General features: G+C 36.7%; 14 protein-coding genes. 8 read left to right on the top strand and 6 right to left on the bottom strand.

What is annotated here, in order from left to right; translation table 11 throughout:
• The first annotated feature begins 128 nt into the window (after nucleotides 1-128).
• Nucleotides 129-290, top strand: coding sequence for a hypothetical protein (locus VIO64_RS20250; protein WP_331921559.1), 162 nt, complete (start codon nucleotides 129-131; stop codon nucleotides 288-290).
• 58 nt (nucleotides 291-348) lie between these two features.
• Here VIO64_RS20250 and VIO64_RS20245 read toward each other — a convergent pair whose 3' ends face one another.
• The gene (locus VIO64_RS20245; protein WP_331921558.1) at nucleotides 349-1,014 is read right to left on the bottom strand and encodes a hypothetical protein; all 666 of its coding nucleotides are present in this window, start codon (nucleotides 1,012-1,014) and stop codon (nucleotides 349-351) included.
• A gap of 534 nt (nucleotides 1,015-1,548) precedes the next feature.
• On the opposite strand from VIO64_RS20245, the gene VIO64_RS20240 reads away from it, so the two are divergent.
• Nucleotides 1,549-1,866 (top strand): hypothetical protein, encoded by a 318-nt coding sequence (locus VIO64_RS20240; protein WP_331921557.1) that lies wholly within the window; start codon nucleotides 1,549-1,551, stop codon nucleotides 1,864-1,866.
• Between the two features lie 78 nt (nucleotides 1,867-1,944).
• On the opposite strand, the gene mnmH is transcribed toward VIO64_RS20240, so the two are convergent.
• From mnmH to yedF, 3 genes are all read right to left on the bottom strand, one after another.
• Complete coding sequence (gene mnmH / locus VIO64_RS20235; RefSeq protein ID WP_331921556.1) at nucleotides 1,945-3,039, bottom strand: tRNA 2-selenouridine(34) synthase MnmH; 1,095 nt, start codon at nucleotides 3,037-3,039, stop codon at nucleotides 1,945-1,947.
• An 11-nt stretch (nucleotides 3,040-3,050) separates the two neighbouring features.
• On the bottom strand, nucleotides 3,051-4,085 hold the full coding sequence (selD, locus tag VIO64_RS20230) for a selenide, water dikinase SelD (RefSeq protein WP_331921605.1): 1,035 nt from the start codon (nucleotides 4,083-4,085) through the stop codon (nucleotides 3,051-3,053).
• Nucleotides 4,086-4,157: 72 nt separating this feature from the next.
• The gene (gene yedF / locus VIO64_RS20225) at nucleotides 4,158-4,493 is read right to left on the bottom strand and encodes a sulfurtransferase-like selenium metabolism protein YedF (protein ID WP_331921555.1); all 336 of its coding nucleotides are present in this window, start codon (nucleotides 4,491-4,493) and stop codon (nucleotides 4,158-4,160) included.
• Between the two features lie 215 nt (nucleotides 4,494-4,708).
• Between yedF and VIO64_RS20220 the strand changes: the two genes are divergently transcribed.
• The 4 genes from VIO64_RS20220 (at nucleotide 4,709) to VIO64_RS20205 (ending at nucleotide 7,585) form a co-directional block, all read left to right on the top strand.
• The gene (locus VIO64_RS20220) at nucleotides 4,709-6,079 is read left to right on the top strand and encodes an S-layer homology domain-containing protein (RefSeq protein ID WP_331921554.1); all 1,371 of its coding nucleotides are present in this window, start codon (nucleotides 4,709-4,711) and stop codon (nucleotides 6,077-6,079) included.
• A gap of 58 nt (nucleotides 6,080-6,137) precedes the next feature.
• Entirely contained in the window at nucleotides 6,138-6,506 is a 369-nt protein-coding gene (locus tag VIO64_RS20215) for a hypothetical protein (protein ID WP_331921553.1), read from the top strand.
• A gap of 9 nt (nucleotides 6,507-6,515) precedes the next feature.
• Complete coding sequence (locus tag VIO64_RS20210; protein WP_331921552.1) at nucleotides 6,516-6,881, top strand: sialate O-acetylesterase; 366 nt, start codon at nucleotides 6,516-6,518, stop codon at nucleotides 6,879-6,881.
• 140 nt (nucleotides 6,882-7,021) lie between these two features.
• The gene (locus VIO64_RS20205; RefSeq protein WP_331921551.1) at nucleotides 7,022-7,585 is read left to right on the top strand and encodes a hypothetical protein; all 564 of its coding nucleotides are present in this window, start codon (nucleotides 7,022-7,024) and stop codon (nucleotides 7,583-7,585) included.
• A gap of 113 nt (nucleotides 7,586-7,698) precedes the next feature.
• On the opposite strand, the gene VIO64_RS20200 is transcribed toward VIO64_RS20205, so the two are convergent.
• Nucleotides 7,699-8,142 carry a hypothetical protein gene (locus VIO64_RS20200; protein ID WP_331921550.1) on the bottom strand — a complete coding sequence of 148 codons (444 nt, stop codon included), beginning with the start codon at nucleotides 8,140-8,142 and terminating at the stop codon, nucleotides 7,699-7,701.
• Between the two features lie 186 nt (nucleotides 8,143-8,328).
• Here VIO64_RS20200 and VIO64_RS20195 point away from each other — a divergent pair, with 186 nt between their 5' ends.
• The gene (locus VIO64_RS20195; RefSeq protein WP_331921549.1) at nucleotides 8,329-9,603 is read left to right on the top strand and encodes a stalk domain-containing protein; all 1,275 of its coding nucleotides are present in this window, start codon (nucleotides 8,329-8,331) and stop codon (nucleotides 9,601-9,603) included.
• A 120-nt stretch (nucleotides 9,604-9,723) separates the two neighbouring features.
• Here the strand turns inward: VIO64_RS20195 and VIO64_RS20190 are convergent, their stop codons facing one another.
• Nucleotides 9,724-11,589, bottom strand: a complete 1,866-nt coding sequence (locus VIO64_RS20190) for an alpha-amylase family glycosyl hydrolase (RefSeq protein ID WP_331921548.1) — start codon at nucleotides 11,587-11,589, stop codon at nucleotides 9,724-9,726.
• Nucleotides 11,590-11,816: 227 nt separating this feature from the next.
• On the opposite strand from VIO64_RS20190, the gene VIO64_RS20185 reads away from it, so the two are divergent.
• Nucleotides 11,817-13,379 carry a rhomboid family intramembrane serine protease gene (locus VIO64_RS20185; protein WP_331921547.1) on the top strand — a complete coding sequence of 521 codons (1,563 nt, stop codon included), beginning with the start codon at nucleotides 11,817-11,819 and terminating at the stop codon, nucleotides 13,377-13,379.
• Nucleotides 13,380-13,408: the final 29 nt, after the last annotated feature.

The raw sequence follows: 13,408 nt of genomic DNA, 5'->3' as shown, positions 1-13,408 counted from the left end.
AGTTTATTAAGAGCATTCCTATAAGCAAGAAACATGATCTTTCAAAAAATAGAAACCCTGCCGTACAACATGAAATGTGCTAAATCAGCCCGATAATGCACAAATCAAAAATACGGAGGATAACTAATATGAATTTAACACAAAACAAAAAACTAATTCAAATAACGCCTGGAACGATGGTAGTGGGTGTAGATGTCGGTAGAAAGGTTCATTACGCTAGAGCTTTTGATTTCAGAGGATTTGAGTTTTTAAAGAAAGCATTAGCGTTTTCAAATACAAAAGAAGATTAATCATTACTTTTCCTAATAATAACATATTCTATAATCGCTGCTGTATCCTCCCAAGTGTTTATGGAATTAGTTTTGAAAAATAATTGACATTAGCAACAGAACTTAGTAAAATTTCTCTTGCCTCCGAATACTCCGGGTCAAACTCAATATACTCTATTTGTTTGAGCCTCTTATAGTAACCTATTCTGATCTGTTTTCGTATGTGTAACTTAAGCTCGTCACCATAGCTGGCTGGCATTGCAATATTGAGTTCCTTACTAAACGTACTTACTTTAATATAAAAATCATGGTTATTGTTGTTACTAGATACCTTACCATGATCTTTATAATACTCAAGAATACATAGTTCTTCCTGTATACCTGTTAGCATGTCTCCTATTACTCTTGCCTGTGCTAAATACCCTGCAAATAGAAAAAATCCAGATATAATAAACCCGATTATAATCTTTGGCACTCGATACTTAGTTCCTATTGTAGATACATTCCATAGAGCGAATGTTCCACAGAATGATAATATTATTGCTGAAATAGTCACTCCAAGTATACTACCTTTTGGACTGTTATTTGATGTACCTAGCCATAAGATTACATTAAAAGGTATTAATAATATAGCTACCCATAAGGATATTTTTAATACAGTTCTTATCCAGTTATTCTGAGGATTGGGTTTAGTATTCCTATCAGGGTTAGAATTTAATGGATAGGGAGTAAATTTCATTACCATCTTTATCACCTACTTATTAGTAATCTATCGCTCATTAAATGCTTCAAATTTCTGATTAACACTTGATATAAATTTAGACAGAGGAATTATATCGTCTATATTTGGTGTTATTTCTAGTTCTTGTGTAATAAACTGCATATGGTGTGGTTTAACTACAGTTTCCATATTAAACATACTATTGCCATGTAATACGTGAACAGTAGCTGCCTGTACAACATTGTTTTGGCCCAATCTTGCGAAATTTCTTAGTAGGTAAAAACCAGAAAACAAGAGGGGCTTTATTATCTGAGAAACTTACTATATACATGAAAATTATCTCTACTCATTAATTCAATGTGTATCAATATTATATCATAGTAAAGAAGATTAATCATTACTTTTCCTAATAACATATTTTATAATCGCTGCCGTACCCATGTGTTTATATAACTAGTATAGCCCATCGGGTTTTTTCTTTAAAAAATCCGTCTGCCTGTCCCATTTTGATTTTTTCAGGTTTTAGGCATCAATAAAAAGTCCTGGAGGTGTTAAGCTATGAATTACTTTAGTGATGCTGTATATTCTGCAATTAATGAATTATTGGATAATGGCTATATAGAAGGGATAGAGATACGTAAGAAGGGGAATTTTACTGGAGTTGAGTATAAGGTAAGTGAGTCTAAAATATCGTATATGGAAAATAAGGAAACGGATAAGATAAAAAGAAGTCACTCTGTCAGTCAAGCTTCTATGGATCTGGAGAACAAAGAATATTTCGAGACAGAGAGATATTCTAAAGGCCTTATTATTAAGTATGGTCAGATGATAGTAGTGTATAATGGAGGAAAAAAGTATGAAAATGAAAAAAGATGATATGGGAAAACTTTGGGGGGATTCAATTGGAAGAAATTAAGTTCTATAAAAGACCCGATTGCTTAGAGAAATGCAAGCCTAATTAATAGCCTTTAAAAACTCTAAAACTTCTTTGGTACTTCCTCTAAACATGATTTTATTGCCTGTTGTTTCTATCTGATACCTGTACATAGGATCATAATATTCCTTTAGTAAAATCTCTATCCAGTTGCTGTGTAATGAACAGTCACATGTCAACTGCTGCTTATTAAGTGCCAAATCAAAAGAAACAGTTACTCTTTTGAACAGGTCGCCTCCGAGCCTCTTTTTTATTCTGTTTATACCATCCTCAATATATTCCGCCCATTTCAGTAGACCTTGTTCTTGTCCAAATACTTTAACATATTCAGCTTGGGATAAAAAAACATATTCATCTACTGTATTAAGTAAACGTTCCTCAAAGGGTAGATCAATTAATATCAGGTTTCCGGTTTTGAAATACAGAAAAAGCTGCTTTGGAATGATACACCTGCCAATGTTAACGCCTTCATCCTCCACAATCAGGTGATTATGGCCCTTGTGCCTATGTCTTATGAGATCATATGCAAGATTATTCTCAAAGTCTATCTGGGTAGGCTGAGGATTAATATACCTTCCGAATGAGGAGCCGCGGTGCTTTGCAAGGCCTTCAAGATCGATTGAATTTCTCAGATTTTTAAGCATATGGGTTTTACCTGAACCGGTAAAACCACCGAGTAGAACAGGTATGGTATGTTGTGAAGGGATAAGTGCATTAATAAGGTAGTTTCTAAAAGCCTTATAGCCGCCATTAAGCCTAAGTATTTCTTTTCCTGTTTCCTCAATGATCCACTGTTGACTTATTGTTGATCTCAGGCCTCCCCTGAAGCAATAAACCAAGCTATCAGGATATTTTTCAAGATGAGACGCCCAAGCTTCAATTCTTTCCAGCCGGGTTTTGCCCGATACAAGCTTATGCCCCAATCTAATTGCTTCATCACTGCCTTTTTCCTTATAGCATATCCCTACAAGACGCCTCTCTTCATCATTCATAAGGGGCAAATTGACAGCATTCAAGAAGGCACCTTTTATAAATTCTATAGGAGCACGTACGTCTATAAGGGGTGTTTTATTAAGTACAATTTTCTCATAATCATTGTATGTGTGTGTCATCATATTTAAAATAATTATATAACCTTTATCAGTTTTTCTCCTGCTTCAACAGTCTTTCCTATAGACTTAAGGGATAAACCGTGAGCCTTGGTTATTTCCAGAAAGACTTGAACACTTTCTTTCTTAACAACAGCAAGGAGACCACCGGATGTTTGTGGATCACATAAAATATGTTTCTGTTCTTTAGTGATATCTCCTACATTATGTCCATAACTTTTGTAGTTATTTATAGTTCCACCCGGAACACAATCCAGTTCCAGATATTTTTTTGTGTTTGGAAGTAGTGGGATCTCATTATAATAAACTTCAGCAGAAATGCCGCTGCCTTCACACACTTCGCCCAAATGTCCCAAAAGCCCAAAGCCTGTGACGTCGGTGAGTGCTGCAACACCTTCTAGCCCCGATATCTCAGCACCTATCTTGTTGAGGGTGCACATTGCTTCAACTGCCGGTTCTATATGCCCAGGCTCAATTCTTTTCCTTTTTTGTGCAGTTGTCAGAATACCGATGCCAAGAGGCTTGGTTAAAAATAATTCACAACCGGGAACAGCCTTATTATTCTGCTTTAACCGATTATTATCAACAATACCTGTAACAGCAAGTCCAAAAATAGGCTCCGGTGAATCAATAGAATGCCCTCCTGCAAGGGGAATGCCAGCATTATCACATACAGCACGTCCACCTGCTATGACTTGTCTTGCTATATCTGCTGAGAGGACTTTCACTGGCCATCCTAATATGGAAATTGCCATAAGGGGCTTGCCACCCATTGCATAAATGTCGCTTATTGCGTTTGTTGCAGCAATCCTCCCAAATGTGTAGGGATCATCAACTATCGGCATAAAGAAATCTGTGGTGCTTAAAACCGATGCTCCATTACCAAGGTCATATGCAGCAGCGTCATCTTTGCTACTGTTGCCGACCAGTAGGTTAGGGTATGAAATTGTATTATCCGTAGCTTTCAATATTGAATCCAGTACAGCCGGAGAAATTTTGCACCCACAACCAGCTCCATGGCTGTATTCAGTTAATTTAATATTTTCCATAATGTTAACCTCTATCAAATAATTGTCAATAAATATTATAGCACAATAGGGCAGAAAAAGCATAAAGGGTATTTTTTAAACAGTAATAACCTTATCGTAATTCATCATTATTGAAACGATTTCGTTCATGTCGGATCTTCTCCCAACTTCTATACTGTTTCCAAGGTCATAGTGGTCTATACAGGTGCCGCAGGCGATGATATCAACACCTCTTTCACATAAGCCATGAAGGGCATCTAAAACTGCAGAACCCTTACAAATAACTTTCACGCCGGAATTATAGCACATAATGAAATCAGGTAATTTCTCCGAGGCCCAAAGCTTTCTTAAAAATGCTCCCAAAAGCTTTTTGCCCAATTCATCATCACCCATGCCAAAAGACTCATTATTTATAATAATTGCTGTTTTCATTCATATCCTCCTAAAGATGTCATTATTATCCCATCATTTATTAAAAGTGAGATTGTCTCACATTTACCTGTTGCATTCTTAATATACAATAATGTATTATAATATTCAATGTTGATGAACATGACTTATAATATTATTACAATTTTGGTATAATTTATTAAATAAGTCGATAAATAAAAAAGGTTATTGCCAAATATAATAGGAGATATCGGAGAATGAGGAAGGAAGTATTTAAGTCAGCGGCAGCCTTAGCATTGATAATTTCGGCTATATGCATGCCTGCTAAAGCTGCAGTTGATACAAAGGATAAGTTTAAAGATATACGATCAGACAACTGGTTTTATTCCCAGGTTTTAAGGCTTAACTCCATAAAAGCAATTTCGGGCTTTCCAGACGGGACATTTAGGCCTTATAATAATATTACAAGGGCTGAATTTGTTAAAGTTTTGATGGATGCTTTTAAGATACCTGTTGAAGATGGATATTATTATTCCGACACAAAAGAGCATTGGGCTTACAGCTATATATCCACCGCATCGGCAAAAGGCATTATTCCTGAAGGCATGGCAAAAGACAAATTTTTGCCTGACAGGTTAATCAGCCGGATTGATATGGCAGCTATTGTACTGTCTATGCTAAATATTCAAAATATTAAGGGTGATAGTCCCTTTGATGATATTTCCCATGATATAGCTACTACGGCTTTTAAAGAGCGTTTGATTACAGGAAATATTAAAAATGGCAAGAGGTTGTTTCAGCCTGATTCCAAAGTCACAAGAGCTGAGGCAAGTGCAGTTGTAGTGAGGGCTTTGGATTATTTTGAAAATCCTGAAGTATACATAAAAAAGTCAGAAATTCAGATAGTACAGCAGGAGAAAGAGATTAAAAAACAGAAAGAAGAAATAAAAAAGCAGCAGCTATATAACAGCCTGGTTAAGTCATCAGCGGTAGTAGCACAAATCACAGAAAATTCAAAGCTATATTCGTCATATTACTCCCCATATAATATTATTGGAACTTTAAATGCAGGCACTAAGGTAGAAATTATTTACGGCATGTATACCGAATGGTTTTATGTTGCTGCAGGTAAAATAAAGGGATGGGTACCGAGAAAGGCATTATTTATACCTGCTGATCCGCCTACAAATACCAAAAAGATGACAAAGGATCAGATTGAAGGTTTTGTTAATTATAAAGGTTTTAAGAGCAATTCGCCTTATTTAGTCTGGATAGATATAGATAGACAGTTAACCTATGTACTTTCCGGTTCTCAAGGGAATTGGAAGTTGAATAGGACAATCCTATGTGCGACGGGTAGGAACGATGCCCCGACAATAAGAGGGACATATACCATATCCCGAAGGGGAAATTGGTTTTACTATCCTAGATATAAAAGCGGAGCCAAGTATTGGGTAGAGTTTAACGGAGATTACCTTTTCCATTCCGTTACTTTTGACGCAAGCGGTAACATAAAGGATGATACATTGGGTAAAAGGGCATCTTCAGGCTGTGTGAGAATGTCAGTTGAAGACAGCAGTTGGTTTTATAATTATATTCCAAAGGATACTACTGTTTGGGTTAATTAATAAACTATTTTAATCATCACATATTTTAGATTTATAAAACATGTTTGGGTGAGTTTTTATGAAACTGGTGAGAAGAATTTCTATTGTGATCGCTTTTGTTATAATATTTGTCTCGGCAAATATGGGCAGCTTGGATACTGTAGAGGCATACCTTGATAAACCCTTTATCCACTCAATGTTTGCAGATCATATGGTGCTTCAGAGGGATGTAGAAAACCCTGTTTGGGGTTGGACTGCACCTGGTGAAACGGTTACAGTTGAAATTGGGGGCAGAATTTCTACATGTACAGCCGGCTCAGATGGGAAGTGGATGGTTAAAATCGGACCTTTCTCAAAAGGCGGGCCTTATGAGATGAAAGTGACTGCATCAAAGACAGCTTCAATAAAGGATATTCTCTTTGGTGAAGTATGGTTTTGCACAGGTTAATCCAATATAGTGCTTCAGCTTCGTGATGCTCTAAACCCAACCACTGAAATTCAGAATGCAAATTACCCCAACATACGCTTCTTCAATGTTCCATATGGATATGCAGGTACTCCTCAGGATAAATTCAGCTATCCCGATCAATGCAAGTGGCTGGCTTGCTCACCTGCAACAGCACAAAATCAGACAGCTGTAGGCTATTTCTTCGCACGTAAGTTAAGTACAGAGCTGTATGTTCCGGTAGGGATAATCCTTTCAGCAGTCGGTGGTACAAAAATAGAGTATTGGATGAGCAGGGACATTCTCGGAACCTTTCCGGATTATACTCAGGAACTCAATAACCTTCAGGTTAATTCTAATTCACTGACTGGGCTTTAAAACGGAATGATAGCACCTGTTTTACCTTATAGAATAAAGGGAGCCATATGGTATCAGGGAGAAGGCAGCACTGAAAACGATTTTAAGTATAGTAAGCTTTTACCCTCGATAATTAAGGATTGGAGGAACACTGAAAGGATTTGCCATGGATAGGGGATATAAGCGGACTTGATAATGCTTACAGCTCCTCTGTCAAGCTGACAATGTCGATAACTTGCACATGTATTAGAGCAAACTATATTGATGCAAATGCTACGATCGTACCGCCTACGCCAACGAAGTTTGCTACTCCCACACCAACCGAAGCAAAGACATATACTGTTTCAGGCTATGTAAAACATGATTTCAATTTTGCACAAAGTTCAGGGGAATTGATTAACTCGGGCTTTAGCATTGAATTGGAAGACACCGGACTTAAAGCAATGACTGATACAAAGGGCTATTTTGAAATTAAAAACGTCCCATTAAATACCAACGGTTATACTGTCAAGATCAGCAAAATCAACTATTTATCCCGGGAAATAAGGAATGTTTCGGTAAGAGGGAATATTGAGCTGTTTTCTTCCATAAATCCGATTGCTTTATGGGCAGGTGATATTTCAAAAGGCGGCGTACAGGATGGTGCGATAAATATCAGTGATGTTATTATAATTGCCACGCATTTTAATGCAACGGTTTCAAGCTATCCCGATGTAGGTATGTAATAATCTACCTTTTTGGAATACACCAAAGCTTGCCAGATATAAATATAGCTCAAAACCTTTTAATGAAAGAGGTTTTGAGCTTTTGTCAATGTCCTAAAAGCTATGGTGTAAATTTATTTAAATAGGGATTTTGCTTCTTTATATCTTTCCATCAACTTGTTTCCAATTTCGGGATTGAATTCAATTACCCTTACTATATAAGATAGAGAATTACCTTCGTACTTGCCCATGTTTTTTCCAAGCAGAGCTGTTTCAATACATACTCTAATAACGTTTATTACACAGTCCCTTTCATGATCTATATCGCACTGTCTGCATTGCAATAAAATTTCGGTTATTGCATCTACCAAATCCTCCGGTCTGTATGATTTAAAATCCTCTTTCGGTACTTTTTCCATGGCATGAGGTAATACTGTATTTTGACTCTCAAAATAGTAATCCATAACTATTTTGCTGAAGCCCACCAGACATTTGTTTTTTGAACAAATAGGGCAGCCTGCCGATGTTTTACAGCAGTTTATAACCTCTTTTTTTATCTTATCAAAGTCAATATCCATTTTTTTAGCCTCCAAACGAAAAATTTAGTACCCATTATAAATTTCGGTAAAAACTTAAGTTTATCTTAGCAGATATTATAGATAAGGGACTGTAATGTCATACATCAGAATACTAATGAAAATATTTATTGCAAAACTTATACAAAATACTTATTATAATAACAGGAAAACAAAAGGGGGATGAAAATGAATACTGGTACTAGAAGAGTAATTGCAGTTTTGTCAATAGTTTTTGTCATATTTGGAGTATCTTTCAATTATGCATATTCGTTGGATGCGGAAATTTCAGAGCTTCTTCAAAAGATGAGCATTTTAAGCCAAGAAGGTAAATTTGAAGAGAGCATAAGCGTGACAGATCAGCTATTTGCAAAAGATAAAACTCATATGGCAGCCTATGAATTTAAATCAATGGCATATTTTCGACTTGGAAAAATTGACAAAGCATATGATGTATTAGTAGAGCAGCTTAAGCTTAATCCTAGAAATAAAATAGCCATTTATAATGCAGCATGTGCATGTGCTAAGCTTGGAAAAAAAGACAATGCCATAGAGTACGTGAAGCAGCTTTTAACTCTGGAAATTACAGAGAAGAATGCTTTGCTAAAGGATAAGGATCTGGATTCAATAAAGCAAGCGGAAGAATTCAAAAAGCTTACAGGAATAAGTGTGCGTGTAGATGGAGAACTCCTATACCCTGATGTGCTTCCCATCAATAAAGATGGCAGGATAATGCTGCCTATGCGTTCAATTTTTGAAGCACTTGGAGCTAATATATCATGGGATGATAAAAGCAAAACCGTAACAGCAGTCAAAGGAAATACAACAGTAAAGATTAGCATAAACAAAAAAATAGCGAATATTAATGGAGAAGATATAGAGATTGATGTTCCGCCTGCTTTAAATCAAGGCAGAACCATGGTACCTGTCAGATTTGTATCGGAGTCACTCGGACAAACTGTTAGTTGGGATCCCGAAAACCAGCATGTTGATATAATTTCTGAAGCACCAAAAGGCAATGCAGATGGCTATGAAGAAGTAAAGAGTCAGTTAAACGGTATGACTAAAGTATCGGTTATAGACGGTATGTGGCCGGATCCTTACCACCTCGGTTCTGAGGAAGGAATGATAATGGTAATTGCTACAGATAAAAAGGCACTAGATTTGATGAATTCTTTAGATGATGCAAAAAGAAAAGAGTATATGTATAATATAGTCCAAGATAATTATGGATTTGTAGTTGGCTGCGATACTGTGTTTATGAAATTTATTTATGAAGGAAAGGTTTATTATTCAGGCACAATGAGCTATGATAAAGGCATTGACAGTGTTAATCTTACATATTATGAAAAAGGGTTACCTTCAAATGTTGTAAAGCAGTATAAAAATACATTAAACTATAAAGACTTTTATCTGCTGCCAAAAGAAGAGCAAACATCTACAAGTTTAAAAGAGTTATCATAAACCATAGTATTTTCTAAAGCTATAATCCATAAAAAGGAGATGCAAAACGAATTTTTAGTTTTGCATCTCCCTAATAAAATAACAACTGAGTTTTATAATTGTTTCCATACCTGGGTATTGCTAAAAGTTTACAGTCCATATACGGCCAAAATTGCTTGGGATGACTAAATTCCAATCGGCTCCCGAAAGGACATTTTTCAAATTGAGAGCATCATCTGAATCTCCATACAATTCTTCCCTATAAGTTCCATTATAAGGGAAACAAAAGGGGATGGTTTGGTCACTATCACTGAAATTCAGTGCAATAAGGCTGAACTTATTCTCATATTCACGCGAGAACATCAATACTCCCTTAATCTGATAATTGTCATAATGGTTATAGAAATAGTGCTTGCCCTGTCTGAATTGAGAATTTTTTGCCCTTATCGTCGTTAATCTTCTCACGAGCCCGATTATTTCCTTACCTATATCATCATAGAAATAGTCCCAACGTACAGGCCTGTAGAGCATAACCCTCCCCCAGCCGCTGTTTGGCACGTAGTAATTTTCTCCGAACTCTTCTCCCTGCCAAAGAAGAGGGATTCCCTTCGATGTAAATAAACCCATTAAATAGGGCTGTATCTTATACCAGACATCTCTGCTTCCCTCGCTAAGCAGCTCATTGTCCTTTTTGATCATTTTAAAATTACATATAAATCTTTTATGGTCATGGTTTTCAATATACTGTAACGCAGTCTTCTTGAGCCTGTCATTGTTAGTATTGGTTTCTTCGGGATAGCTTAATAGTCCGAATCTATAACCCAGGCTTGTTATGTGGTCAAAGTCTCCGCCGGCTACTGCTTGTGCAGCACCAAGGGTTTCGTTTTGCCATGTACAGTTGCTGTACGTTTTCTCAATAATTTCTTCGGGACCTTCAAGCTGCTCGGCACATTGTATAAGGTTTATATAGTCTCCATTTTTGAACCTCTTCCAATGATTGTCTGAATTGGCATTGCTTTTAACCAATTGATATGTGCTGTAGGTCAGGTTTGCATATCCGTTTCCGGTTGGACCATCCCAAAAATTAGGTACACAGTCATATCGGAAGCCGTCAACATGATAACAATCTAGCCAGTGGTTATTGACTGTAAAGAAAAAGTTTCGGGTAAACTCTCTGTTGTAATCAGTACTTTCTCCGAAGTAGTCCTTGGAAAATGGGCCCATAAAGGGATTTTCACTAAATTTTAGTTTTTTATAAACATATGAGTAGGTAAAGATATCACTGGTATGACCGTAAACCGAATCGAGAATAACTGCTATGCCACGCTGATGGGCAGCATCAACCAAACGCTGCATATCTCTCCTTTTGCCGAATCTCTCATCAACACCGAAATATCCTACGGGAAGATAGCCCCAATCGATGGTGCTTAGTACATTGGATACCGGCATCAGCTCTAAACAGTTAACACCCAGATCTTTAAGATAGTCCAGCTTTTCTATGGTGCCATCAATCCCTCCGCCGAATTCACCAAGCATTAATTCGTACATTATCAGGTCATTTATTGCAGGAACACACCAGCTTTCCTCATTCTCACTCCAAGTGTGAGGCTCATAGGATAATGTAATAGCTGACATCTTACCTGTAGAAAACTCCCGGGCAAACGGACAAACTATCCAGTCTATCATCTCATGTGTTTGTGAGTCCCTGAGCATATATCTGTAAACGTACTTGCCTGTAGTGCCCCAGGAAGATTTGGGATGAGTTCCTGAAGAATTGTATATATTAACCTTGCAGGACCAGTAGTCTCCCAATTCCTGGTCATATGAGTAAGTCATCTCAAAATCACAAGGATTAATTTCCTGTAAGAATTGATCCTTTTCATGGATTACCCTAACCCACATTTTATAACCGTTCTTTGCAGAAACCCAGGGCAGCGGCATGCCAAATTCCACTACTCCGGGCGATACTTCTCGTGCCCCAAGCTTTTCCAGCGGCAGAAGTTTCATCTTGTTTCCTCCTATCCATATATTACATTATAATACAAATATGCTCTAGCAAGACAATTATTATACATGATTAACATAGGCTTTCCCTCAAAAGAATTTATGATTATATTGATTTTAATATATAAGATTTTATAAAATTGACGCAATTTTACCCATAATCAATGTTATAATAGATGAAATATGATTTAGCTAGATATTAAGCGATTTATCAAAATTAGAGGTGGCAGATGAAAAGAGAATTTACTTATTCACTATTACAGACTTTGGTTAAAGACCGTGACTTTATGCCATTGCAGGATGCAGACGGCAGGTATAGGATATATGATCAGATAAACATTCTTACAAAAGACGCTTACGGGTCCTTGGTAATCGTGGAATTGTTGGATGGGGATATGTTTACTGCTCAAGACATAAAAGAAAGACTTAAAGGCAACCAGAATACCATTCAGCAAACGGAAGTCGGGGTAGCACAATATCTTTATGAAGTATTTATTTTCAGTTCGTATCCTGACAGAGATAAGCTTGATGCCATAAGATCCGCACAGCTGTTAAAGCCCATAGGTAAAAAATATGTAAAATGCTTAAGTGTAAACTTAGAAAGCAAATCGGTTGAAAAGCATTTCAAGCTCCCATTAACAGACATGGGGATTAGTAAAACAATAAAGTCTACTCTGAAGGAAGGCATTTATAAGGAAACTGAAAACAATGATATTGAGGATGTTATCATTCAAAAGAAGAAGGAGTTTCAAATAAAACTTGAAGCCAAGGCACCAATACTGACATATTTATTTATTGCTTTGAACATAATTATTTTTGCAGCAATAAAATTATATTCGATTAAATCGGGAGAAGGTTTTGACATTCTATTGCTCAAATTTGGTGCAAAAGAAAATGGACAAATATTAGCAGGTGAATATTGGAGGTTTATTACTCCGATATTCTTGCATCTTGATGAGATGCATATTTTTCTGAATTGTTATTCACTATATGCACTAAGTATCGTCGAAAGGTTATTCGGGCATGTAAAATTTTTGGCCATTTATTTGATCGCAGGTATTGCAGGAAACATAGCAAGCTTTTTATTCTCCATGAGTTGGGGGGCTGGAGCTTCCGGTGCTATATTTGGACTGCTTGGCTCACTGCTTTATTTAGGTTTGCAGAGGCCGGCCCTTTTCAGAGCGTATTTTGGTGCGAATGTGCTTATTACTATAGTTATTAACCTTGCATACGGGTTTTCCAGATCGGGAATAGATAATTTTGCACATATCGGTGGTCTCATAGGCGGATTTTTAGCTACAGGTGCGGTATCAACTTCTAATATAGCAAAATGGTACTTAAACAGATTTATCTATATTGCAATTATTGTTGTAATGCTTGCATCAAGCTTGTTTTATGGTTTTAATAGTACAAAAAGCACTTTAACATTAAAGATAAATGCCATGGAGGAGCTCTACGTAAGCCAGAAGTGGAGCGAAGTTAAAAAGGTCGGCAAGGAGATAATAGAATTGGAAAAAGCGGATGACGTCAGTAAATCTGCTGCATATTGGTACTTGGCCTGGACTGAATATGTTACGGGGAATAAGGAAGAAGCATTAAACCATTCAAAAAAGTTGACGGAGTTTGACCCTTTGAGAGGGCGGTATTTTTCTGCATTTCTTTACTATGAGATGGGTCAGTATCAAAATTCCAGGAATGAGGTAAATGAAGCGAAAAAATTGAAGAATAGTAATGATGCAATTTATAAGGCTATATCGGAAATCGACGGATACTTGAAAAAGTTAGGATACTGATTTAATTTCATAAGATAAAATATTTATGC

This window comes from Pseudobacteroides sp. (assembly GCF_036567765.1).
Taxonomy (GTDB): Bacteria; Bacillota; Clostridia; order Acetivibrionales; family DSM-2933; genus Pseudobacteroides.
Note: the sequence above shows the minus strand (reverse complement) of the source record. Positions and strands in the feature narration are given on the sequence as shown.